The organism is Halobaculum sp. XH14 (assembly GCF_032116555.1).
GTDB lineage: Archaea > Halobacteriota > Halobacteria > Halobacteriales > Haloferacaceae > Halorarum > Halorarum halobium.
Genome location: NZ_CP134949.1, coordinates 1,559,108 through 1,581,736 on the forward strand (window position 1 = coordinate 1,559,108; position 22,629 = coordinate 1,581,736).

Sequence of the window (22,629 nt, forward strand, 5' to 3'; positions counted from 1 at the left end):
AGATGAATGAAAGAAACGGCGGCATTTTTGGCAGGCCTAAAAATCGAAGCGGTTATGTGCTTTTAGGCCACCCGAACGTGCATGACGGACGACGAGGGCCGGACCGAGGCACCGACACGGCGCGAGTACGTGAAGTACGGCGGGGCAGTCATCGGGGGAGGGCTGCTCGCGGGATGCGCCGGGCGATCGGAGAGTGACCCGACGCGGACGCCGGACGCGACCCAGCAACCGGCGAACACGGGCGATAAAACGGAGCCCGAGACGTCGACCTCGACGGCGGAACAGAGTTACTCCGTCGAGCTGTCACCCGTCGGCGAGGTCACGCTGGAGGAGCCGCCGACGAACGTCTTCACCCACTTCCCGTGGTTCCCGGACATGGCAAGCGCGCTCGGGCAAGGAGAGACCATCAACAACCTCTGGTGGGACGGAACGGTGGCGGGGCTCGAGTACTTCACCGCCGGGTTCGACGATTTCGAGATCGAGTGGGCGGACGCCGCGGGACAGTACGGCTTCGCGAAGGAACAGGTGTACGAACTCGACAGTGACCTCCACCTCGTGGACCCCGCCTGGGTCACCTCACAGGACGGCTGGGACCGGGACGACGTGGATGAAATCGCCGACAACGTCGGGCCGTGGCTCGGCAACTACTACAGTAACTTTCACTCGACGCCCCCCGAGTCGTGGGCTGATGGGTACGAGTACTACGACCTCTGGGAGCTGTTCGACTCCGTCGCGACGATGTACGGGGAACGGTCACGGTACGAGGCGCTCCGGGCCGTCCACGACGACTTGCTGGCGACGATCGAGGCGGGACTCCCGCCGGAGTCGGAGCGGCCGACCGCGGCCTACCTCTCGATCTCGGCGGACCTCTCCAGCATCTACCTGCTCCGACTGAACGCGCCCGGCTACTGGAACTCCCACACCCGACCGCTCGGCGCGGTCGACGCCTTCGGCGACGAGGAATTTTCGGGACCGTTCCTGCAAGTCGACATGGAGGCGCTGTTGGAAGCCGAACCGGACGTGATACTCGGACTGTGGACGGTCACGGAGACCTTCGATTTCGGAACGCTGAAGCAGAACCTGGCGGAGGACCCCGTCGGGAGCGAGTTATCCGCCGTCCGGAACGACCGGGTGTACCCGCAGGGGACGCGGTGGCAGGGACCGCTGATGAACCTGTTCCAGCTCGAAATGACCGCGAAGCAACTGTACCCCGAGCAGTTCGGTGCGTGGCCGGCCTACGAGAACGGGGACTCGTACCCCGAGTTCGGTGCCGACGAACAGCTGTTCGACCACCAGCGGGTCGCCGACGTCATCAACGGCGACTTCTGACCGCGAACTCACCCGCGCCCGTTCGACGGTCGTCCTTGGTGACTCCCCTTCAGTTCGTCTCAACGGGAGGCGGGCCGATTCTACCGACCCGTCCACAGCTCTCCGCCCGGAACCGCCAATCAGCGATCGGGTCCCTCGAGCGACCGGAACGTGAGGTTTCGGCCTTCCAGCCGACGGGGGCGGCGCGAGTCGAGATGCCGGGTCTCCAGCGTCCCGATTCTGGGAGTTCTCCCAGTATCGTCGCCACCAGCCGTTCCCGTCCCCGGTGACGGTCCCGGCACCGCCACGGTGAACACCGACGAATCACGCCGCGAGCGCCACGTCCAGATACAACATCACCACGACCCCGAGCATCGTCCCCAGCGTCGCCAGCCGCTCGTTGCCGCGCGCGTGCGTCTCCGGCAGGATCTCGTCCGAGATGACGAACAGCATCCCGCCCGCCGCAAACCCCATCGCGTACGGGAGGATGGGCATCGCTATCGTCACTGCGACCGCGCCGACGACGACCAGCGGAATCTCGACGAGTCCGGACCTGATGCCGGTCAGGACCGCGTACGCCCGCCGGTCGAAGCCGGCGTTGACCGCCGCCACCGAGACGGCGAACCCCTCCGGGACGTTCTGGATGCCGATGGCGAGCATCAGCGCGATCGCGTTGGCGACGTCGCCCGACCCGAACCCGACGCCGACGGCCAGTCCCTCCGGCATGTTGTGAATCGTGATGGCGACGATGAAGAGGATGACCGAGGCGACCCCCGAGTCCGTGACGGTCTGGTCGGTCCGTCGTCGGCCGGTGATGAGGACGTGGACGTGGGGAACCCAGTGGTCAGCCTGGTCCAGCACGAACACGCCGAGGAGGATTCCGACCAGCACCGGAGCCGGCGTGAGGAGCCCCGTCGCGGGGACGCCGGGGACGATGACCTCCGTCGCGTCGATGCCGGGGACGATGAGGCTGGTGAACGACGCTGCGAGCATGACGCCGGCGGCGAAGCCGAGCGCGCCGTCGAGCGCGCGCTCGCTCGGATCCCGGTAGACGAGCACCAGCGACGCGCCGACGAGGTTGAGCCCCGCGATGACGAGCCCGCCGACTATCGCCTGCAACAGCGGGTTCGACCCGACGAGGTCGACGAACAGCTGATCGACCATACGAACGTCGTGTCCGCGAGCGTCTCAAAGATACCGCCCGGATCGTCCGTGGCCTCCGTGGGGTCCCTGACGTCCGGGCCCCTCCGGGTCCGCTTTGCGTCCCGATCCGACTCGGGTCCTCAGTTCCGGGTGCCGTCGGCCGGGCGGGAGACGCTCGCCGCCTCGTCGCGTCTCCCGACGCGGAAGCCGTCGGTCTCCTCGCGCCCGGTGAGTTCCCGCTGCGGGAACGGGATCTTGACGCCGGCTTCCTCGAGCGCGGCCTTCACGTCCCGCACGACCGTCGCGGTCGTCAGGGCGCGGCGGGGCGCGCTCGGGTTCTCGATCCAGTACCGGCACTCGAGGACGACCGCCGAGTCGTCGAACGACTTGGGCACGACCTGTGGCCCCGGGTTCTCGAGGACGCCGTCGGCCTCGACCAGGGCTCCGGTGATGGTGGCCTCGGCGGTCTCGAGGTCGGCGTCGTAGTCGACGCCGACGTCCACCGAGAGCCGCAGTTGCCCGATGCGGCTCCGGTTCGTGATCGTCGCGTTCGCTACCCGTTCGTTCGGCACGACGACGGTTTCTCCCGACGCGTTCCGGAGCCTCGTGTTGATGACGGTGATGTCGGTGACGATCCCCTCCTCGCCGTCGAGTTCGATCCAGTCGCCCAGTTCGAACGGGCGGGAGAACATGAGGACGAACCCCGCGATGAGCGAGCCGATGGTCGACCGCGCGGCGGTCCCCACGACGATGCCGAGAAAGCCCGCACCGACGAGGAGCCCGCTGAGGTTCACGCCCCAGAGCGTGAGCGTGGCGACGCCGGCCGCCGCGAGCACCGAGAGCTGGAGCACCCGGAAGACGATCCCCTGCTGGTGACGGTTGATGTTGTCCGACTCCGCCGCGTAGGCGTCCAGTCGCGCCTCCAGCACGTCGATGCCGACGAGCGCGGCCGCGACGAGCCCGACGGTCACGAGCACGTTGGCCAGCACGGGAACGGTCATCTCCATCCCGGACACGGCAAGCAGCGCGAGTTCGAGCCGTCCCCAGGCGACGAGCGTCGCAAGCGCGACCGCGAGCAACACCGCCAGCTGCAGGGTCCGGACGACGAGCGTGATCGGGACGAGCCAGTCCAGTTCCGCTAGTTCGCCGGGGATCAGGTCGTCGTCGACGAGTCGCCGACGGACGATCCGCTGGACGGTCCTGACGATCCGGGGGGTGAGCACGACGGCCGTCACGGCGGCGGCCGTCACCAGCACCACGGTCGCGGCGACCCGCGCCTCCGTGGTGACGAACCCCTATAGCGTCCGACGAACGCCCTGGAGCAACGGAGGCGACATACGTCCGTCGAGTGATAAGATCGGCAAAAGGGTTCCGGCCTGGTCCGAGTGGTCCGATTCGCCGGGGCTCCGGCGGGATTCAGAGCCGCCGGCTGACGAACGGCCCGTCCTGGTAGTAGCCGAGCTTGTCGCGGTAGTAGCCTCGGACGCCGAGCCCCGAGATGATCGAGAGCTTCCCGAAGCCCGCGTCCGCGGCCAGATCCTCCGCCGTCCTGACGAGCCGCCGGCCGTAGCCGCGGTGCTGCCAGTCGCCGTCGGCTCCGGGACCGTCGCGCCCGTCGGCCCCGCTGCCGGCAGCGTCGCTTCGGCCGGCGTCGCTCCCGTCCGAGTCGAACGTCGCTGGCGAGCCGTAGACGTGGAGTTCGCGGACGAGCGCGGCGTCGGCGAGTTCCCGGCGAACCGGGTCGCCGTCGGCGTCGGGCCCGGCACCCGGCGCGGCGTGGGAGTAGGAGGGGAACCGGAGGCGACAGAAGCCGACGAGCAGGTCCTTCTCGACGTCCTCGAACGAGACGAACTGCTCTATTCCCCCGCCCGACTCGTACTCCAGCACGTCGAGTTCGACGTCCGAAGGGTCCGGGTCGGCGTCGTTGTGCCCGACCTCGCGGGCGCGGATGTCGCGGAGGTCGTACCCCTTCTCCGCGGCGCGCTGTTCGGCGAGTTGACGGAGGTTCGACTTCCAGACGCCCGCGTCGATGAAGTCCGCGGGGATGTCGCGCTGGACGCGCTGGAGCCGACAGTACTTCGGGATCTCGTTCATGGCGTCGGCGACGAGGTCCGCGGCCTGCTCGTTGTCCAGCGGGTCGAAGTCGTCGCGGCGCCACTGGTCGTACACGCGGGTCCCGCGGACGACGAGCGTCGGGTAGATCTTCAGGTAGTCGGGCCGCCAGTCCGGGTTCTCGAACAGCTGTCGGAAGTCCTCCCGGCACATCTCGGCGGTCATCCCCGGCTGGCCGGGCATCATGTGGAAGCCGACCTTGAACGCCGCGTCGCGCAGGCGGCGGTTCGCGTCGATCGACGCCCGGTTGCCGTGTCCGCGATGCATCTCGCGGTTCACCCGCTCGTAGGTCGTCTGGACGCCGACCTCCACCTTCGTCCCGCCGAGGTTCAACATCCGGTCGATCTGCTCTGGGTCACACCAGTCCGGCTTCGTCTCGAACGTGATGCCGATACAGCGCACGTCGGTCGACTCGTTGCGGGCCTTCACGTCCTCCAGGTACTCGAAGTCGTACTCGGAGGGGGCCTGGGCGAACGACTCCCCCTCCGCCGGGTTCGGCTCCGCGTCGACGTCGTACTCGTTCATCGCCTGAAGCGCCCGCTTCACGAACCACTCCTGGTAGTCGTGGCTGCGGGCCGTCATCGTCCCGCCCATCAGGATGAGTTCGGCCTTCCCGACCGGATGGCCGATGTGGCGGAGCTGTTCGAGCCGCAGGGTCACCTGGCCGTACGGATCGTAGTCGTTCTGCTTGCCCCGGGCCGCGGCCGGTTCGTGGCCCGTGTAGCTCTGTGAACTGGAGAACTCGGAGGCGGGTCCGCCGGGACAGTAGAGACACTTCCCGTGCGGGCACATGTGGGGCGACGTCATGATGGCGACCGGCGAGACGCCGGAGGCCGTCCGGACCGGCTTGCGTCTGACGACCTCCTTCACCTCGTCGCGCCGCCCCTCCGGTGCGAATCCCAGGATGTCGGTGTTCTTGGGCACCGTCGACGCGGAGAACTCCGAGCACGCCTGGAGCTTCGCGGATTCGAGGCCGTCGCGGTCGAGGTCCCCGTCGAGGATTCGCGAGACCAGCGACTCGCAGACGCGACGGAACGCCTCGGAGCGCTCCTCGGTCTCCTCGGCCGTGCCGGTGCCGCTCATTGCCGGTGAGTCCGCGCGTTTCTCGGGTAAGGGTTTCGTTCGGGCGGGTCGGCCACCGACGGCGTCCGACTCCGTGGCACCCGGCGCGCCCGACTACTCTTCGGGGTCGGTGGACACCGTCTCGACGCCGCGGAACTCGAAGCGGGCACCCCCCGCGGCTGACTCGCTCGCCTCCACCGTCCAGCCGTGCGCCTCGGCGACGCGCTCGACGATGGCGAGTCCGAGTCCCGTCCCGCCCGGGACGGAGGTGTAGCCCGTCTCGAACACGTCCTCGCGCTCGTCGGTCGGGATCCCGTCGCCGTCGTCGGCGACGTAGAACCCGTCGGCGTCGGGGATGGGGCCGACCCGGATCGTCGGGTTCGGCGTGGCGTGCTCGCTCGCGTTGCGGAGCAGGTTCTCGAGCACCTGCCGGGCCCGGTTCGGGTCCGCCCGGATCGTCACCGTCCCCTCGACTACGAGCGAGCCGTCCATGGAGACGGTCCCCCACGCCTGCTGGGCGGCAGTTTCGAGGTCGATCGGGCTCGGGTCGGTGACGGCCCGCCCGTTCCGCGCCAGCGTGAGGAGATCCTCGATGAGCGACTCCATCCGGTCGTGGGCGGTCGAGATCCGGCCGATCCGCTCGTCGTCGACGTCCTCGGCCAGCAGTTCGAGGAAGCCGGACGCGGTGTTGAGCGGGTTGCGCAGGTCGTGGCTCACGATCGAGGCGAACTCCTCGAGCCGTTCGTTCTGCCTGCGGAGGTCGCGTTCGCGCTCGTGTCGCTCGGTGACGTCGCGCGCGACGAGGACGGCCGCGGTGCGGCGGCCCTCCACGCTCGACAGCGGCGCGACACGGCCCTCGTAGTGAACCTGGCCGGTCGGGCGCTCGGTCGAGTACTCGACCCGCTGTACCTCTCCGGTGCCGGTCGCGGTGCTGATCGCCGAGACGATGCTGTCGGCCGCTTCCCCCGCCAGCACGTCGCGCACGTTCCGACCGACGAGTTCGTCCTTGGCGTGGAGTTCGATGGTCCGGATCCCGAGCAGCACGTCGAGATACGTGCCGTCGACGTCGAGGATGTAGGCGTAGTCCGGGAAGGCGTGTGAGAGGGCGTCGAGGAGCTCCTCCTCGGAGACGTCGGGGCGCACGTCGGCGGTCGCGGCCCGACGGAGGGTCCCGCCCTCGACGTCGCCGAGCGCGCTCTCCGCGTGGCCGACGAGCATGGAGAGCCCGGCCGCCGTCTCCGCGTCGATCCCGTTCGTGGCAGTGGTGAGGACGAGCACCGCCCCGTCCCCGTTGAGCGGGGTGACACAGTACGCAGTCGCGTCGCCGAAGGCGTCCTCGGGCACGCGGTCGCGGCACGTTTCCCCGGAGTCGGCGGCGGCGGCGACGGGGGAGTGCTCGCCCGAGAGCACCTCGGGGAGCCTGACGGCGTCGCCCTCCGCGCTCCGCACCGCGGCGCGGTAGCGGTCGCCCTCGCGTCGAAAGACGCCGACCGCGTCAGCGTCGAACTGGTCGCGGACGATGTGGGCGAGCTCCTCGCGGACGGCGCGGGCGGTCTGACAGCCTTCGAGCGCCGTCGCCCGCTCGCGGAGCCTGTCGAACGCGGCGCCGGCGCTCGCCGCCCGGCCGCCGTCGCGCTCACCCTGACCCGTGTCGTCCATTGTCGCGGCTACTCGTTACTTTGCCACGTGTGTCGTGCTGACAAATACTTTCCTAATGACACCTCTCTCGAGCTTCCGATCGGCCCCCAGGAAAACGGTTCGAGGCGCAGTTACGCGATCTGGCCGGCGATCGCGTCGACGACCGCGTCGACCACGGCCTCGCGTCGCCCGGAGAGGAACTCGATCCGCCCCTCGCGGACGCCGACCGCGGTGACGCCGGCGTCGGTCACCTCGTCAGCGACGGCGGCGGCGACGTCGCGCACGTCCAGGTCGCGGGTCGCGCGGACGAACAGTTCGTCCGTGCCGTACACGAGCGTCACGGGAGCCTCCTCGCGCTCCCGGCGGTGGAGTTCGTCCGCGAGGAGGCTGGTCGGCGGGAAGTCGTAGCGGTGCGCGTAGGCGTCGGCGTCGAGCACAGTGAACGCGACGCCGTCGGGGTCGCGGGACTCGACGTTGGCGCGCGCGGTGTCGATCTCCGTCCCGAGCTTCTCGCGGAACTGGCCGGAGATGTGGCCGGCCAGGTCGCCGTCGTCCTCGCCGAACAGGATGTCCGTGATGAGTTCGCGCTTGTCCTGGTAGCTCTGGTAGAACGCCTCCAGCGCGATGGCCTCGCGCAGCTCCGTGACGCGCTCGTCGTCGAAGCCGGTTTCGGCCGCCAGATCGACGTACGCGTCGGGCGTGTCCTCCCAGTAGCTGACCGCCGGGAGGTGTGCGAGGTCCTCACGGACGTCGCCGTTGACCGTCGCGCCGAGCGTCGCCGCCAGCGCGCCCGTGGAGAGTTCGGCGGCGTCCACGCCCGCGAGTTCCGGGTTCGCGACGGTCTCGACGGACTCGGTGATCTCCGGGTCGGCGGCGGCGGCGTCGACGACGGCCCGCTCGGCGCCGTAGATGCCGAGCAGGTTGAGGCCGTCGGCGGACTCGACCGTCGAGCCGGTGCCCAGAAGCAGCACGAGCGGCAGCTTCTCGTCGTGTCGGTCGCGGTCCTGGAGCATCCGCGTCGCGTCCTTCGTCGCGGCGTCCATGTCGTACACCGGTTCGTCGAGCGGGCGGCGGGTGAAGTAGTGGTACTGCGCGTCGCTGGCGGCGTGCTCCTCGCGGATGAGCGGGAGGACGGCGCGCTCGATGGCCGAGCCGGCGACGTAGCCGTCCGCGGTGGCCGCGTGGCGCACGACGACCGGGCGGGACTCGAGCACGGAGCGCCGGATCGCTTCCGCGATGTCGAGCAGGTCGTCGGCCATCGCGTCGATCGCGTCGTGCTCCGCGAGCACGTCCACCGACTCGGGGCGGGCCTCGGCGGTCAGCGCGTCCGAGAGCCGCTGGCGGACCGTCTCGGCCTCCTCGCCCTCCAGCGCGGCGAGCGCCTCGGTCTCCACCTGGATCTCGTTGCGGCGGCGTTCGATCTCGCCGTCGAGGCGGACGACGTCGCCGACCTCGACCGACGGGTACGCGCGGACGCCGGCCTCGATGAACGCTGCACAGTCGACGACGCCGGTCTCGTCGCGGAGTTCGAAGACGGTCGGCCCGCCGGTCTGTCGCGCGCCGACGACCTCGCCCTCGATCCGGACCTGCTGCCCGACGCGGTCGGCGAGCGAGCCGATCTCGACGCGTTCGAGGTCCCCGTCGGGCTCGGACCCGGACTCGGGCTCCTCGGAGTCCGTGTCCGGCGTCGAGTGGGCCGGAGCGGAACCAGTGGAATCGTCCGTGGCTGCGTCGGTGGAGTCGGTGGTGTCGTCCACGGGAGCGTCCGTCGAATCGTCCGCGGCGTCGGCTGATTCGGACGCGGCCGTGGCCCCACCAGTGTCGGTCGATCCCGACGACCCGTCGGTCTTCGGTTGTTCCGTCCCGCTACGCCCGTTTCCCGAGTCGTCCTCGGTCTCCCGGCTCCCGTCGCGGTCCGACGTCGAGGTCGGCGTGTGCGACACCGGACCCGGACCGCCGTCGTCGTCGTCCTGGTCCGACTCGTCGGCGTCCAGCTCCTCGGTGCCGTCCTGGACGAGCGCTCCGCGGAAGTCGCGGTCGGACTGGCGGATCGACCACGCGAGGTCGACGTCGCCGTTGTCGCGGACGTTCTTCACCTGAACGTAGACGCTGTCGCCGGGTTCGAGATCGAGCGACTCGAGCCGCTGGTCGAGCTCGGACCGGTGGAGCAGCCCCGTCACGTTCGAGGAGAGGTCGACGAACAGGCCGAAGTCGGCGTAGCCGTCGACCGTCCCGCCGTAGAAGCGGTTCGGGACCAGCTGGTTCGGATCGTTACCTCGGAACTCGAAGACGACGTCTTCCTGGTGGGAATCACAGATCCGCCCGTCCACGGGCGTACCACAGATGATACAGGTACCCATTTGTGCGAACGGTAGGTCCCCTGCTTAAAACGGTTGTCGAAACGAGGATGAGAGCGCTCGCCCGAACCGGTCCCGGTCAGACCGGCGCGAGCCGTCCGAGCAGCGCCGTCGCGGCGGCGACGCCGCGGAATCCGAACCCGAACAGGAGCGTCGCGGGCACCAGCCCCGCGGCGAGGGCCCGGGGCGCGGACGTGTCGTGGACGGTCCGGATGCCGACGACGAGCAGTATCGTCCCGTAGAGCGCACACAGGAACCTGAGCTCGGGAACTGCGGGGCCCGCGAGCGCGCACGGGGCCGCCGCGTACGCGATGACCTGAACCGACTCGCTCACGCCGCCGCGGTCACGGACGAACAGCAGCAGGAGCACCGTCTGCAGCGCGGCGACGAGGTGGAGCACGGCGGGTGCGATCAGCAGCGCGGTGGCGAGCACGGCGAGCAGCGCCGGCGCGAGCTGGCCGCCGAGCAGCGTCGGCGCCGGACCCGGCCGGTAGCCGAACAGTTCACCGTAGGCGAGCCGGGCGTGGAGGAAGCGCCCGCCGACGAACGCGACGGCGACACAGACGCCGAACACGAGTCCGGGTGCCTGATCGCCCGGCGAGACGCCGGTCCTGAAAAAGCGGGTCGGGCGGGCGAGGACCTCGACCCACGCGCGGGCGAGTCCCCGCGGCCCGCGCGCCCGTCCCCCAGCCGGGTTCTCGACCCACGTCGTCACAGTCGGACCTCGCGGGCGCGGGCCATGACGGTTGCGATGCGCGATCAGCCCTGCCGGAGCGTGTGGCAGTTCCGGCAGCGCGCCTCGTAGCTCTCCTCGGCCCCGACGAAGATGGTCGGGTCGTCGACGTGGGCCGGTTCGCCCTCGATGAGCCGCTGATTCCGGGACGCGGGCTCGCCACAGACCGAGCAGATGGCCTGGAGCTTGTCGACGTACTCGGCGACGGCCATCAGTTCGGGCAGGGGGTGGAACGGCTCGCCGCGGAACGTCTGGTCGGTGCCGGAGACGATGACCCGGCGGTCGTCCTCCGCGAGCGCCTGGCAGACCTCGACGAGTTCGCCCGAGAAGAAGTTCGCCTCGTCGATGGCGACGACCTTCTCGCCGTTCAGATCCTCGAGCATCTCCCAGGGGCCGTCGTCCTCGTTCTCGACGACGGTCGCCTCCCAGGCGCGGCCGTTGTGCGTCCCGATGGTCGTCTCGCCGTAGCGGTCGTCCATCGCCGGCGTGAACACGGCGACGTCCTGGCCCGCGATCTCGGCCCGGCGGAGCCGACGGAGGAGCTCCTCGGTCTTCCCGGAGAACATCGACCCCGAGATGACCTCGATCCACCCCGAGCCCGTGATGGCGTGCATGTTCATCCGGGCAGTAGCCGGGGTGAAAACGGTTGCTCTCTGGTCGCCACTGCTCGGAGTACGTCCCCGGCCAGAACCTGAATGCGAGGGCCTAGACCGCCGAATGGCGCGCGGCTGGCGGATCTCCGTGTCCGCCGCCGGCGCGCGAGGGATGAGTGAGGGGAGCGACCGGAGGGAGCGAGCCGAGCGAATCGGCTGGGGAGGTGTGTGGCCGAGCTGTACGGGCGAGGTGGGTGGGTGGGACTGAAAGGGGCCGCCGTTCTCGGGGACGGCGCGGACCGAGAAGCACCGCAGGAACGAGGGCGAAGGCCGAGTGACGAGGAGCGCAGCGGCCGCACCGAGTCGAGAACGGCGGGGGCTTTCGAGGCAGTCGAACCGACGATCGAAACAGTACTGACTGCGACGGACCGGGAGTCGAGAACGGCGAGGGCTGTCGAGCTGTTCGAAACCGTCCTGCCGACCCGCTCGACTGAGCGACCGCTCCGAAATGATTGCGTCCGAAAGGATTGTGCGTGGGTGCTGTCCGTAGGGCGACCCCGAAGGGTCGCACAGCACCTGCATCCGAGTGGATGCGTGGGACCGGATTTGAACCGGCGGACCTCTACAGGACAGCGCCCTCAACGCTGCGCCGTTGGCCTGGCTTGGCTACCCACGCATCGTGCGTCAATGCGCAGTCGTTCGTTTCCCCGAGAGGGATAAAGGGCTTTCCATCCGTCCAGTCCCCGTCACCCAACCGCATGCGGGCTCGGTACCGCGAGGCCAACTGCTTTGTCCCCGCCGCCCCTGGTCACGAGCATGAACACGGACGCGACCGGGCTGCGTGCGACCGCCCGGGACCACACCGTCGCCGTCGCGGCGCTCCTCTCGGCGGTCGCGCTCGCGCTGGTTTTCGCCGTCGCGCTTGAACTCGTCCCGGGCGGAACGCTCCCGCGCCCGCCGGAGGCCGTCCTCGCCGCCGTACCGCACGTCAACGCCGCGCTGTCGCTCGCCGCGATCGTGACCATCTCGCTCGGCGTCCGGTTCGTACGGCGCGACGAGTACGGTCGCCACAGGGCCGCGATGCTGGTCTCGACGGGCCTGTTCGCGACGTTCCTCGTGCTGTATCTCTACCGCGTCGCCATCCTGGGGCCGACCGACTTCCCCGGCCCGGCGGGGGTCGAGCAGTTCCTCTATCTCCCGATCCTCGTCGTCCACGTCTCGCTGGCGGTCGTCTGCGTGCCGGTCGTCATCTACGTGCTCACGCTCGCGGCGACCCGGCCGATCGGGGACCTGTTCGACACGCGCCACGCTCGAGTCGGCCGGATCGCGGCGTCGCTGTGGGTGATCTCGTTCACGCTCGGGGTTCTCGTGTACGCGCTGCTGTATCACCTGTACTGAATCACCTGACGGAGCCACCTGTACTGAGCCGGATGCGGTGGGCGAGCGACGTCCGTGGCGCTACTCCCCGGCGTCGATCTCGAGGAGGTCGTCACACAGCGACCGGAAGCGGCCGAACGCCGGCGGAGCGACGACGTCCCGATACAGCGAGTACACGCCGCGGACGTCGTTTCCGCGGGCGTTGCCCATGAGCCAGTCGACCAGCTTGTAAACCCGCCGCTCCTCGGAGTACAGCAACAGCGTGCTGAGCGAGTCGAAGACGAGCCACCCCTGTCCGGGGTCGAGATACTGGAAGCCGCGGCTGACCTCGACGCTGATGCCCGTGAGGTCGCTCGGCGCGACCCGCTTGCCCGTCCACAGGGGTCCCTCGTACTCGACCTCGTTCGAACTCACGGGGACGACGCCGATCTTCCGGGGATCGAGGCCGCGCTCCTCCACCCGCCGCTGAATCCGCCGTGGCGTCGACCCGGTGGTCACGACGAGCGCGTTCTCGAAGGCCGCGTCCGGAAGTTCCGAGAGTGGCGGTCCGAGCGCCCGCTTCGCGAGCAGGACCTGCTGGCCGGCGTCGACCGAAATCGTCCGATCGCTCGTCGGCGGGCCGGGCATCAACGGGTTCTCGACGGCCTCAAGCATCCTCGAACCTCTCGCTCGTCGTCGTCAGTTCCGCGTTCAGCTCCGGTGGCTCCCCCCGGTGGACGTACTCGCGGGCGAACAGCCAGACGCTCCAGAGGTAGCCGCCAGCCGCGAGCAACTGAAGCCCCTCCGAGACGACCGATCGTCCCTGGAACGCCTGCAGCGCGACGCTGAACGCGAGCACCCCGATGGTCGCGGTGAGCAGGACGATGGCGTTCGTGTGCATCACCCGCGGCGCGTACGCCGCGACGGGGTACAGGAGCGTCAGCGCGACCGCGATCAGGATGACTACCCGGAACATCTCGACGACCGTGAGGCCCGCGATCACGTTCCCACCTCCGTCCGTCCGCCGAGGACCCGGACGAGCTGGACGCCCACCCACGCGAACCCGACCAGCGCGAGGAGGCTCCCGAGTCGCCACGCGTCGCTCTCGACCGCGAGGCTCGACGACAGCAGTTCCCCGGTGGCCGACAGCAGGAGCCCGACGCTAACGACCGGGAGGCCCGCGACGACGGCGCCGAACGGCGTCCCCCTGTACCCGTGGACCGCGACGAGCGCGAGCGGCAGGCTCGCCGCGAGCAGCAGCGCCTGCCCGTAGTTGAGCAGCGAGAGTGGGAAGGTCATCGAATCGTTTCGAAATCGTACCGAACGGCCCCGGATAATTCTTTCCCGAACCGTCGTACCTGGACGCCGTGCAGCGATGACCGGGACGACGGTCGCCCGTCGCTAATCGTCCGCCGGCCCGCCGACCACGGGCGGTTCGAGGTCGCGGTCGGTCGCCTCGCCCTCGATGTCGAACGGATACTCGCCCGTGACACAGCCGAGACAGAGGTCCGCGCGGGACTGGCCGATCGCCTCCGCGACGGCCTCGATGGAGAGGTAGGAGAGCGAGTCGGCACCGACCGTCTCGCGGATGTCATCGGTCGATCGACCCGCAGCGATGAGTTCGTCGCGGGTCGCCATGTCGATTCCCATGTAGCAGGGCGCGAGGATGGGCGGCGCGCCGATCCGGAGGTGGACCTCCGAGGCACCGGCGTCCCGGAGCAGTTCCACCAGTTGCGTCGACGTCGTCCCCCGGACGATGGAGTCGTCGATGAGCGTCACCGAGCGCCCCTCGACGGTGGACTTGATGGGGTTCAGTTTCAGCCGGACGGCGCGCTCGCGCTCGTCCTGGGTCGGCATGATGAACGTCCGGCCAACGTAGCGGTTCTTCATCAGCCCCTCCGCGAACTCGGTGCTCGCGCCGTCCGCCTGCGCGGCGTCGGCGTAGCCCGACGCGAACGCCCTCCCCGAGTCCGGCACCGGCATCACGACGTCGGTCTCGATGCCCGACTCCGCCCAGAGCGCCCCGCCGAGGTTCCGACGGGCTTCGTACACCAGCGTGTCGTCGATGACCGAGTCGGGCCGGGCGAAGTAGACGTGTTCGAAAAAGCAGTGGGCGGCGGTGTCCTCCTCGTACAGTTGATAGGAGTCGTAACCGGAGCCGTCGGCCTCCAGGACGACGAGTTCGCCCGGCCGGACGTCGCGGACGAGTTCGCCGTCCAGCGTGTCGATGGCCGCGGACTCGGAGGCGAGCACGTAGCCATCCTCCAGTTCGCCGAGACAGAGCGGGCGGTTCCCGCGCGGGTCGCGCACGCCGAGGACGGTGTCGTCGTGCATCACCGTCAGGGCGTACGAGCCGTGGATGCGGCCCATCGTCCGCTTGACGGCGCGGATGAGATCCGAGTCGAGGAGGTTCCGGGCGAGGTCGTGGGCGATGACCTCCGTGTCCCCGTCGGAGGTGAACGCGTGGCCCTGCGAGGCGAGTTCGTCGCGGAGGTCCCCCGTGTTCACGAGGTTGCCGTTGTGCGCGAGCCCCAGCGCGCCGGACTTGAACGAGACGGAGAACGGCTGTGCGCAACTGGAGTTCACGCTGCCGGCCGTGGGGTAGCGCACGTGGCCGATGCCCGCAGAGCCGTTGAGATCGTCCAGGTCGTCGGGATCGAACGCGTCGCCGACGAGGCCCATCTCCACGTGGCCGTGCTGCTGGAAGCCGTCGTGGGTGACGATGCCCGCGGAGTCCTGGCCCCGGTGCTGGAGCGCGTACAGCGAGTAGTAGAGCGGTCTGGCGGCGTCACGCTCCGCGAGTGCGACCCCGACCACCCCGCACTTCTCGGTCGGGCCCTCCCCGTGTTGCATGGACGACGGTCGGCGAGCCAGTCACAAAAATCCTCGTTATCGTGGTCATCACCCCGGACGGCCGTGAAGAGTTATGCACGAATTTGTATGAGATGGCGATTTCGGGGCCCGCCCTCCTGCGCGGTGGTTTACGTGTTCGGGCCGTCCGTGAACCGGAGTCGAGCCTTCGCTCCGGGGTCGGAGAACGGAGAGAGAAGTCAATCGAGAGTCGGTCGTCCGTCGTCAGTTGTCGCCGGACTTCGACTGCCACTCGTAGCCGCGCTGCTTCTTCGACTTGCCGAACCCACACGAGGAGCACTGTTTCTTCTTGACGTGGTAGGACTTCTCGCCGCACCGTCGGCACTTCACGTGGGTCGTCTTGTTCTTCTTTCCTTGTGAGGGGGTTCCTGCACCGGTCATGCGTTGATTTTGACGACGTTGTCGCCACGGATAATCGTTGTGTCTTCCACTTCTCCCTCCGTGGAGCCGTCGATGTCGGTCGGTTCCAGCACCACGTTCATGTGCTGGTCGTAGCCGGCGAGGACGCCGAAGTGGGCCGTGCCGTCCTTGAGCAGGACGGTCACTGGCGTGTCAAGTGCTTCCTCCAGCACGTCGAGGGGTCGGCCGCTCATACAGCGGGCGTCGGTCAGGTGTGGGTTAAATATACCGGACGACGGGAGCGGGATCATCCTCGTTGACGTGATTGCGGGAATTTCACTGGGAGAGTTACCTGACTGTGATGGATGTTTCCGTCCCTACCACGCGAACGACGACGGAAGCCCCGGCGGCTCTCGGGGAGGACGCGGACCGACAAGCACCGTGGTTCGAAAATCGAAGATTTTCGTACGACAGCGACCGCCATCGAGCCGAGAGCGCGAGGGCTTTCACGGCCATCAACACCTGCCAGAATGGTCGTCGGGAGCAACCACCGTCAGCGAACGACGAGACTCCCCAGAATAGGCAACACTCTTGGCCCCCTCACAGAAACACGACGCGAGACGAGATGAATCGGCGCACGCGCGAGTACCTCGAAGGTCGCTTCGGCGACTACTACCGGAGCGCCGAGATCACGCCGCCGCCCGCCGCAGACCGGCGCGAGTGGGGGCAGATCCCGTTCACCTCGGGCGAGGGAACGCGGATGGTCCGCCACCAGTCGCTTCTGGATCTGGGCGACCTGAGCGAGTTCCTCGCGCGGGAGTCGCCGCGGCACGCCTACTTCTCGGCCGCGCGGTACGACGACCCGAGCAACAGCGAGATGAGCGAGAAGGGGTGGCGCTCGGCCGACCTGGTGTTCGACATCGACGCCGACCACCTGCCGGCCATCGACCCCGAGGAGGCTTCCTATCCCGAACAGCTCGCGGCGGCCAAGGACGCGCTCGTCAGGCTGCTCGACCTGCTCGAACGTGACTTTGGGTTCGCCGAGTCCGACATGGCGGTCGTGTTCTCGGGCGGCCGCGGCTACCACGTCCACGTCCGGGACCCGTCGGTCGCGTCGCTCGATTCGAAGGCGCGCCGGGAGGTGGTCGATTACGTCCGCGCGATCGACCTCAACTTCGACGGCCTCATCGAGAAGCGGCCCAACGAGCGCGGGACGCTCCAGAAGACGCTCCGCGCCGAAGGGGGCTGGGGCGGTCGCGTCCACGAGCGCCTGCTGTCGTACGCCGACGACCTGCGGGAGATGGAGGAGGCGGACGCGCTCGAGCGCCTCCAGGAACTCGACGGCGTCGGCGAGAAGACGGCCCGGACCATCTACGGCGTGTTCCAGCGGAACCCCGAGGGCGTCCGTGCCGGCAACGTCGAACTCGGGCCCGGCGCGAGCACGCTGGTTCGTGCGCTGGCCCACGAGGTCGTCGCCGAGCAGACCTCGCCCATCGACGAGCCGGTGACGACCGACGTCCGGCGGCTCATCCGGCTCCCGCGGAGCATCCACGGCGGCAGCGGCCTCGTGGTGACGCCGCTCGACCGGGACGAGATCGGCGGGTTCGACCCGTTCCGCGACGCGATTCCGGACCGGTTCAGGGGTCGGGACATCCTCGTCGACGTCACCGACCCCGGGCCGCTCCCGATCGCCGGCGACAGGACTAAGGTGGCGGCGGGAGTCCAGTCAGTCAACGAATACGTCGGCGTGTTCCTCATGGCACGCGGTCGCGCCGAGAAGGCGAAGGAGTAACCGATGGATCTGGATGAACTACGCGGCGTCCAATCGACCGAACGCCAGCGCGACAGCCTCCAGCACCTCCGCGACTCGTTCTACGAGGACGTCGCCTCCTACATTGAAGGCCGCAAGCACCGGCGGGACGATCGCGCCTCGTCGGTCGAGAACCCGTTCTCGGACGAGCAGGTCCGGAAGCTCTCCGACGAGATCGAGACGGCAGAGGAGGTCGTCGAGTCGCTGTACGAACGGCGCGTCGGGAAGGTGGTCAAACTCGCCTCCTTCGCCGCGGCCGACGCCCCCGTCGAGACGGACGGGCTGACCGCCGAGGAGACCGAACTGTTCGACGACCTCGTGGCACGCATCGAGGAGAACAAGGGACGGGTGCTCGAGGTGCTCGGCGGCGGCGCGGACGTGGACCTCGACGCGCCGACCGGCGCGGAGCCGACGACGCCGTCGACCGACGACGAAGTCGGTACGGAACCGACGGCGGCGGACGCCGGGGGCGAACCGGACGGCGTGCTGGCCGACGCGATGGGTGCCGATTCGGCCGCGCCCCGCGAGTCGGGGACGACCGACGCCGGCGGCCACGAGTCGGAGGATGCCCCGCCGATTCCGCCCGACGAACCGGAGCTCGAACACGGTGCGGGCGGGTCCGTGCAGGATGTGGAGTCGGGCGCGAGCGAGGGCGAGGACGGCTCGACCGGCGACGGGGCACGGCCGTCAGGGGAAGCGCCCCCCTCGGACGACGACCGGCGGACCGTCCGGATCACCCGCGACGTCGGCCAGATCCTCGGCGTCGACGACCGCGAGTACGAACTCGAGTCCGAGGACGTGGTGACGCTCCCGGCCGCGAACGCGGACCCGCTCGTGGACCGGGACGCCGCGGACCCGCTGGAGTAGCGACCAACGAGGGGCGCCACGAGTCGAGTGATTGGCACCGGAGTCGACCCAGACGGCGGCTTCCGGAACCGGAACCGGTTTTTCCCGCCACTCCCCAGGCACGGACATGTTGGAACCAGGGGACGATGCGCCCGCGATCGAGCTTCCGAACCAGCACGGCGACACGATAGCTCTGGCCGACCACGAGGGCGAGTACGTCGTCGTCTACTTCTACCCCCGGGCGGACACGCCGGGGTGCACGACCGAGGCCTGCGGCTTCCGCGACGCGTGGGCCGAGTTCGAGGAGCGCGGCGTCGCCGTCCTCGGCATCAGCGACGACCCCGTCGAGGACCTCGCCGACTTCGCCCAGGAGTACGACCTGCCCTTCCACCTGCTGTCGGACGAGGACGGAGCGGTGTCGACCGCGTACGACTCCTACGGCGAGAAGAACGTGTTCGGCAACGAGGTGACCGGCGTCTTCCGGAACTCGTACGTCGTCGGCCCCGACGGGACCGTCGTCCGCGCCTACGAGGGCGTCTCCCCGGAGGGACACGCCGACGAACTGCTGGCGGACCTCGACGAACTGGACGCCTGAAACGGGGACGAGGCTCCCCACCCGGCGCCACCGTTTCGGTGATCGTCAGCGACCGAGCAGTCTGACGATCGCGTGGCGTTTCAGCAGCGCGAACCCGAGGACGACGACGAGAAAGCCCGCGACGGTGAGCGGCGTCACCGGCTCCGAGAGCAGCACGGCACCCAGCGCGGTCGCCACCACCGGAACCACGTACGAGACCAGGTTCGTCTCGAACGCGCCCAGCCGGTCGAGCAGCGTGAAGTAGATGCCGTACGCCGCGGCGCTCGCGAACACGCCCATGAACGCGAGCGCCAGCATGACCTCGGGCGTGAACGCCGCGGCCGTCGGCATCGGCTCGCCCAGGACGAGCGACGCGAGGTGGAGCTGGACGGCACCGAGCGCCATCGCCCACGCGGTCCGGGTGAGCGCCGGCGCGGGCGGTTCGAGTGCCCGTGTGAGCACGCCCCCGAGCGAGACCGAGACGGCGGCCACGAACACCAGCGCGACGCCGAGGGTCGTGTCGCCGCCGACGCTCCCGGGCGAGGGGTTCGCCACGAGCACGACGCCGAGGACGCCGAGCAGGACGCCGAGGTACCCCCGCGCGTCGAGGGTACCTTCCGAGAGCAGGACGGCCGCGAACGCGGTCGTCAGGATCGGGTTGAGACTGTAGACGATCGAGGCGACGCCGCCGGTCGTGAACCGCTGGCCGAAAAAGAGGAACACGACGTTGACGCTCACCAGTAGCGTCGACCCGACGAGGACCGCCCAGCCGTCCGCGCGGGTCCTCGGGAGCGGGTCGTCGACGGCAAAGAGGACGTACGCGAGCGCGACCGCCGCGCCGACGTCGAACCGGAACGCTCCCAGCAGCACTGGTGCCAGTTCGGTCAGGCCGACCTCGACCGCGGGGAACGTCCCGCCCCAGAAGAGCCCGAGCGTGAGGAACAGGACGGCGTCTCGGGCTCGTGTCACGGCGGAGAGTCATCCCGGACCGCCTTCGTCGTTTTCCTTTCGGTCAGGCGGGCCGATTCGGCGCACTCGTCCGGTCGCCGTCCGGGTCTGATCGATCGGTGAGAAAAGCGCCCGACGGACGGGTCAGTCGCTCAGTAGCGCCGCGTGATGAGGTAGTCCGCGAGGTCGCGGAGCAGCGAGCGCGCCTCGTTGTCCGGGAGGACAGAGAGGCGCTCCTTGCTCCGTTCGGTGAGCTCCGTGGCCTTCCCCCGGGCGAACTCGATGCTGCCGGCCGCCTCGAGCGCGGCGACGGCGTCGTCGACCTCGGCCTCGGTCACCTCGGCGGGCGTCTCGGCGGAGACGAGCCCGTCCACGTCGACGCCCTGCTGGCGCGCGTGGAGGGTGATGAGCGTCTCCTTCTCCTCGACGAGGTCGGAGCCGCGCTGTTTGCCGAGGTCCTCCGAGGGAACCGTGAGGTCGAGCACGTCGTCCTGGATCTGGAACGCGCGCCCGGAGTCGACGCCGTATTGGTAGAGCGCGTCGACGACCTCGTCGTCGGCACCCATCAGCACCGCGGGGATGGCGGCCGACGCGCCGTAGAGGACGGCCGTCTTCAGCTCCACCATCTCCAGATACTCCTCGGGCGTGACGTCGTCCCTGCCCTCGAAGTCGACGTCGAGCGACTGCCCCTCACAGATCCGGGTGCAGGTCGACGCGAGGAGGTTCACGGCCCGCAGGCCGTTCGCCGGGTCCGCGCCGGTGTCCGAGAGGAGCTCGAACGCCTTCGCGTACAGCGTGTCGCCCGCGAGGATCGCCGTCTCGGTGTCGTACTCGCGGTGGACCGCCGGCACGCCCCGGCGGAGCTCGTCCTCGTCCATGATGTCGTCGTGGATGAGGGTGAACGACTGGATGACCTCGACGCTGACCGCGGCGCGCATCAGATCGAACTCCTCGCCAGACAGCGACGGGAAGGCGCGGTAGTCGGCCGAGAGCGGCGCGACGTCGCCGAGCGCCTCGGCCGCGAGCAGCGCGGCCGTCGGGCGGAGCCGTTTGCCGCCCGCGTCGAGGAGGTAGCGGGTCGCCTCGTAGAGCCGCTCGGGATCGGCCATCGGGAGGTCCGCGTCGATGGCCTCGTTCACGAGTTCGCGTCGCTCGGTGACCGCGGCGAGCACCCGCTCCTCGGTCGCGTCCTGGGTCATGCGGCTCACTCCGTGAGCTGGATCATGTTGCCGTTGCGCGTGACGTGGAGGTCACGCCCGAGCGTGTACCCCATGCTCTCGGCCAGGTCAACGTACGGCGCGAACCCTTTGAGGTCCTGGTGGGCCGGGATGACGTGCTGGGGCTGGAGCGCGTCGAGCATCTGGTAGTGGCCCTCCTCGCGGAGGTGGCCCGACACGTGGATCTCGTCGTAGATGCGCGCGCCCTGCATCCGCAGGAGCTGTTCGGACTGGTAGCGCTGGCCCTCGTTGGTCGGCTCCGGGATGACGCGGGCGCTGAAGATGACCTTGTCGCCGTCGTCGAACTCGTAGGGCGTCTCGCCGCGGCCCATCCGGGTGAGCATCGCGCGCGGCTCGCCCTGGTGGCCCGTGACGACGGGCAGGTAGTTCTCCTTGCCCTCCTTCATGATGCGCTTGAACGTGCGGTCGACGGACTTGCGGTGGCCGTACATCCCGAGGTCGTCCGGGAAGTCGACGAAGTCCAGCCGTTCGGCGGTCCCGCTGTACTTCTCCATCGAGCGGCCCAGCAGCACCGGCTCGCGGCCGATGTCCTTGGCGAACTCGACGAGCGAGGAGACGCGCGAGACGTGCGAGGAGAACGTGGTGGCGACGATGCCGCCGTCGTAGTCCTCGATGCTGTCGATGGTGTCCTTGAGGTGGTTACGCGCGTGGGACTCGGAGGGCGTCCGGCCCTTCCGGCCGGCGTTCGTACAGTCCTCGATGTAACAGAGGACGCCCTCGCCCTCGCGGCCGATCTCGCGGAAGCGATCCATGTCGATCGGGTCCTCGAGGACCGGATTGTGGTCGATGCGCTTGTCGAGGCCGTAGACGACCGCGCCCTCGGGCGTGTGGAGCACCGGGTTGACCGCGTCGATGATGGAGTGGGTGACGTGGACGAACTCGAGTTCGACCTGTCCGGAGTCGCCGATGGACATCGTCTCGCCGGCCTCCATCTTGACGAGGTCGTTGTTGACGTTGAACTTGTTCTCGCCCTTGATCTGCTGTTTCACCAGTTCGATGGTGAACGGTGCGGCGACGACCGGCGCGTCGTAGCGGTGTGCCAGCTTCGAGATGGCACCGATGTGGTCGAGGTGGCCGTGGGTCGGCACGATGGCCTTCACGTCGCCCTCGAGGTCGGACATCACTCGGTCGTCCGGGATGGCCCCCATGTCGATGAGGTCCAGGCTGTGCATCTTCTCGGTCTCGACGTTGTCGTGAATCAGGACCTTGCTCAGGTTGAGGCCCATGTCGAACACGACGACGTCGTCTCCCGCGCGAACTGCGGTCATCTGGCGGCCGACTTCCTCGTAGCCGCCGATTGTTGCGATTTCTACTTCCATAGGTTCGATGTCGAACTGCTGTTGCGAGCGTTGGAAATCCGGCTCGCCGCACCGCGGCGAGCGGACAGGCTCGTACGGAAAGCCCCGGTAACACGGGTCGCTGTGGACCCCGGCGTCTTGCAGCGCGTCGGTCCGCAATCCCGCTATACGAACGGGGTCGGTCCCCCGATTCGTACTTGCCCGCGGGCTCTGGTAACCGTACGTTGCGGCGGCGCGGTTAAAACTGTGCGGGTTCGCGGATCATCGACTCGTTCCATCGATTCAGTGTCCCTTCACGCCGCCCAGACGGCGAGGACGATCTGGAAGGTCCTGGTTCAGTGATCATCTAGATACCCTCCCCCTTAGTGTCGCACTCGATTCTGTCACGGTTGTCGTGACGACC

The 22,629-nt window shown here is 68.9% G+C and carries 21 protein-coding genes and 1 tRNA gene; 5 read left to right on the forward strand and 17 right to left on the reverse strand.

Annotation, left to right across the window (positions count from 1 at the left end; all coding sequences use genetic code 11):
- The first annotated feature begins 81 nt into the window (after nt 1-81).
- Entirely contained in the window at nt 82-1,329 is a 1,248-nt protein-coding gene (locus RJT50_RS07960; protein ID WP_313695712.1) for an ABC transporter substrate-binding protein, read from the forward strand.
- A gap of 303 nt (nt 1,330-1,632) precedes the next feature.
- Here the strand turns inward: RJT50_RS07960 and RJT50_RS07965 are convergent, their stop codons facing one another.
- The 8 genes from RJT50_RS07965 to RJT50_RS08000 form a co-directional block, all read right to left on the reverse strand.
- On the reverse strand, nt 1,633-2,472 hold the full coding sequence (locus RJT50_RS07965) for a ZIP family metal transporter (RefSeq protein ID WP_313695713.1): 840 nt from the start codon (nt 2,470-2,472) through the stop codon (nt 1,633-1,635).
- 119 nt (nt 2,473-2,591) lie between these two features.
- Nucleotides 2,592-3,701, reverse strand: a complete 1,110-nt coding sequence (locus tag RJT50_RS07970; protein ID WP_313695716.1) for a mechanosensitive ion channel family protein — start codon at nt 3,699-3,701, stop codon at nt 2,592-2,594.
- A gap of 166 nt (nt 3,702-3,867) precedes the next feature.
- Entirely contained in the window at nt 3,868-5,646 is a 1,779-nt protein-coding gene (locus tag RJT50_RS07975; RefSeq protein ID WP_313695718.1) for a tRNA uridine(34) 5-carboxymethylaminomethyl modification radical SAM/GNAT enzyme Elp3, read from the reverse strand.
- 93 nt (nt 5,647-5,739) lie between these two features.
- The gene (locus RJT50_RS07980; RefSeq protein ID WP_313695720.1) at nt 5,740-7,284 is read right to left on the reverse strand and encodes a sensor histidine kinase; all 1,545 of its coding nucleotides are present in this window, start codon (nt 7,282-7,284) and stop codon (nt 5,740-5,742) included.
- A gap of 110 nt (nt 7,285-7,394) precedes the next feature.
- Entirely contained in the window at nt 7,395-9,623 is a 2,229-nt protein-coding gene (locus tag RJT50_RS07985) for a DHH family phosphoesterase (protein ID WP_313695721.1), read from the reverse strand.
- 76 nt (nt 9,624-9,699) lie between these two features.
- Nucleotides 9,700-10,335, reverse strand: coding sequence for a YIP1 family protein (locus tag RJT50_RS07990; protein WP_313695722.1), 636 nt, complete (start codon nt 10,333-10,335; stop codon nt 9,700-9,702).
- A 44-nt stretch (nt 10,336-10,379) separates the two neighbouring features.
- On the reverse strand, nt 10,380-10,967 hold the full coding sequence (locus RJT50_RS07995; protein ID WP_313695724.1) for a thymidine kinase: 588 nt from the start codon (nt 10,965-10,967) through the stop codon (nt 10,380-10,382).
- A 570-nt stretch (nt 10,968-11,537) separates the two neighbouring features.
- A tRNA-Leu gene (locus RJT50_RS08000) sits at nt 11,538-11,622 on the reverse strand.
- Between the two features lie 161 nt (nt 11,623-11,783).
- Between RJT50_RS08000 and RJT50_RS08005 the strand changes: the two genes are divergently transcribed.
- Complete coding sequence (locus RJT50_RS08005; RefSeq protein ID WP_313695948.1) at nt 11,784-12,344, forward strand: DUF420 domain-containing protein; 561 nt, start codon at nt 11,784-11,786, stop codon at nt 12,342-12,344.
- Between the two features lie 60 nt (nt 12,345-12,404).
- On the opposite strand, the gene RJT50_RS08010 is transcribed toward RJT50_RS08005, so the two are convergent.
- The 6 genes from RJT50_RS08010 to RJT50_RS08035 all read right to left on the reverse strand — a co-directional run bounded on the left by RJT50_RS08010 (nt 12,405) and on the right by RJT50_RS08035 (nt 15,766).
- Nucleotides 12,405-12,977, reverse strand: coding sequence for a DUF7504 family protein (locus tag RJT50_RS08010; RefSeq protein ID WP_313695725.1), 573 nt, complete (start codon nt 12,975-12,977; stop codon nt 12,405-12,407).
- The gene (locus RJT50_RS08015) at nt 12,970-13,305 is read right to left on the reverse strand and encodes a hypothetical protein (RefSeq protein WP_313695727.1); all 336 of its coding nucleotides are present in this window, start codon (nt 13,303-13,305) and stop codon (nt 12,970-12,972) included. The genes RJT50_RS08010 and RJT50_RS08015 overlap by 8 nt, the downstream gene beginning before the upstream one ends.
- A complete protein-coding gene (locus RJT50_RS08020; RefSeq protein ID WP_313695730.1) occupies nt 13,302-13,601 on the reverse strand; it encodes a hypothetical protein in 300 nt (99 codons plus the stop codon). Before RJT50_RS08020 ends, RJT50_RS08015 begins: the two co-directional genes overlap by 4 nt.
- Before the next feature lie 102 nt (nt 13,602-13,703).
- Entirely contained in the window at nt 13,704-15,155 is a 1,452-nt protein-coding gene (gene purF, locus RJT50_RS08025) for an amidophosphoribosyltransferase (RefSeq protein WP_313695732.1), read from the reverse strand.
- A gap of 222 nt (nt 15,156-15,377) precedes the next feature.
- Nucleotides 15,378-15,554 carry a 50S ribosomal protein L37e gene (locus tag RJT50_RS08030; RefSeq protein WP_313695735.1) on the reverse strand — a complete coding sequence of 59 codons (177 nt, stop codon included), beginning with the start codon at nt 15,552-15,554 and terminating at the stop codon, nt 15,378-15,380.
- Nucleotides 15,551-15,766, reverse strand: coding sequence for an LSM domain-containing protein (locus RJT50_RS08035; protein WP_313695737.1), 216 nt, complete (start codon nt 15,764-15,766; stop codon nt 15,551-15,553). The genes RJT50_RS08030 and RJT50_RS08035 overlap by 4 nt, the downstream gene beginning before the upstream one ends.
- A gap of 371 nt (nt 15,767-16,137) precedes the next feature.
- On the opposite strand from RJT50_RS08035, the gene priS reads away from it, so the two are divergent.
- The 3 genes from priS to bcp all read left to right on the forward strand — a co-directional run bounded on the left by priS (nt 16,138) and on the right by bcp (nt 18,763).
- Nucleotides 16,138-17,304: a DNA primase small subunit PriS gene (gene priS / locus RJT50_RS08040; protein ID WP_313695738.1), complete on the forward strand. Its 1,167-nt coding sequence runs from the start codon at nt 16,138-16,140 to the stop codon at nt 17,302-17,304.
- 3 nt (nt 17,305-17,307) lie between these two features.
- The gene (locus RJT50_RS08045) at nt 17,308-18,189 is read left to right on the forward strand and encodes a DNA replication complex subunit Gins51 (RefSeq protein ID WP_313695741.1); all 882 of its coding nucleotides are present in this window, start codon (nt 17,308-17,310) and stop codon (nt 18,187-18,189) included.
- A 106-nt stretch (nt 18,190-18,295) separates the two neighbouring features.
- Nucleotides 18,296-18,763 (forward strand): thioredoxin-dependent thiol peroxidase, encoded by a 468-nt coding sequence (bcp, locus tag RJT50_RS08050; RefSeq protein WP_313695743.1) that lies wholly within the window; start codon nt 18,296-18,298, stop codon nt 18,761-18,763.
- Nucleotides 18,764-18,808: 45 nt separating this feature from the next.
- Here bcp and RJT50_RS08055 read toward each other — a convergent pair whose 3' ends face one another.
- The 3 genes from RJT50_RS08055 to RJT50_RS08065 form a co-directional block, all read right to left on the reverse strand.
- On the reverse strand, nt 18,809-19,711 hold the full coding sequence (locus tag RJT50_RS08055; RefSeq protein ID WP_313695746.1) for a DMT family transporter: 903 nt from the start codon (nt 19,709-19,711) through the stop codon (nt 18,809-18,811).
- 131 nt (nt 19,712-19,842) lie between these two features.
- Nucleotides 19,843-20,889 (reverse strand): geranylfarnesyl diphosphate synthase, encoded by a 1,047-nt coding sequence (gene idsA3, locus RJT50_RS08060; protein WP_313695749.1) that lies wholly within the window; start codon nt 20,887-20,889, stop codon nt 19,843-19,845.
- A gap of 5 nt (nt 20,890-20,894) precedes the next feature.
- Nucleotides 20,895-22,247 carry a ribonuclease J gene (locus RJT50_RS08065; protein ID WP_313695752.1) on the reverse strand — a complete coding sequence of 451 codons (1,353 nt, stop codon included), beginning with the start codon at nt 22,245-22,247 and terminating at the stop codon, nt 20,895-20,897.
- Nucleotides 22,248-22,629: the final 382 nt, after the last annotated feature.

Bases quoted from the DNA above. Each gene is read 5' to 3' on its own strand.
- RJT50_RS08010 (WP_313695725.1), bottom strand. From the start codon at position 12,977: ATGCTTGAGGCCGTCGAGAACCCGTTGATGCCCGGCCCGCCGACGAGC.
- bcp (WP_313695743.1), top strand. From the start codon at position 18,296: ATGTTGGAACCAGGGGACGATGCGCCCGCGATCGAGCTTCCGAACCAG.
- RJT50_RS08035 (WP_313695737.1), bottom strand. From the start codon at position 15,766: ATGAGCGGCCGACCCCTCGACGTGCTGGAGGAAGCACTTGACACGCCA.
- RJT50_RS08020 (WP_313695730.1), bottom strand. From the start codon at position 13,601: ATGACCTTCCCACTCTCGCTGCTCAACTACGGGCAGGCGCTGCTGCTC.
- RJT50_RS08045 (WP_313695741.1), top strand. From the start codon at position 17,308: ATGGATCTGGATGAACTACGCGGCGTCCAATCGACCGAACGCCAGCGC.
- purF (WP_313695732.1), bottom strand. From the start codon at position 15,155: ATGCAACACGGGGAGGGCCCGACCGAGAAGTGCGGGGTGGTCGGGGTC.
- RJT50_RS07995 (WP_313695724.1), bottom strand. From the start codon at position 10,967: ATGCACGCCATCACGGGCTCGGGGTGGATCGAGGTCATCTCGGGGTCG.
- RJT50_RS07975 (WP_313695718.1), bottom strand. From the start codon at position 5,646: ATGAGCGGCACCGGCACGGCCGAGGAGACCGAGGAGCGCTCCGAGGCG.
- priS (WP_313695738.1), top strand. From the start codon at position 16,138: ATGAATCGGCGCACGCGCGAGTACCTCGAAGGTCGCTTCGGCGACTAC.
- RJT50_RS07980 (WP_313695720.1), bottom strand. From the start codon at position 7,284: ATGGACGACACGGGTCAGGGTGAGCGCGACGGCGGCCGGGCGGCGAGC.
- RJT50_RS07985 (WP_313695721.1), bottom strand. From the start codon at position 9,623: ATGGGTACCTGTATCATCTGTGGTACGCCCGTGGACGGGCGGATCTGT.
- idsA3 (WP_313695749.1), bottom strand. From the start codon at position 20,889: ATGACCCAGGACGCGACCGAGGAGCGGGTGCTCGCCGCGGTCACCGAG.
- RJT50_RS07960 (WP_313695712.1), top strand. From the start codon at position 82: ATGACGGACGACGAGGGCCGGACCGAGGCACCGACACGGCGCGAGTAC.
- RJT50_RS08030 (WP_313695735.1), bottom strand. From the start codon at position 15,554: ATGACCGGTGCAGGAACCCCCTCACAAGGAAAGAAGAACAAGACGACC.
- RJT50_RS08065 (WP_313695752.1), bottom strand. From the start codon at position 22,247: ATGGAAGTAGAAATCGCAACAATCGGCGGCTACGAGGAAGTCGGCCGC.
- RJT50_RS07965 (WP_313695713.1), bottom strand. From the start codon at position 2,472: ATGGTCGATCAGCTGTTCGTCGACCTCGTCGGGTCGAACCCGCTGTTG.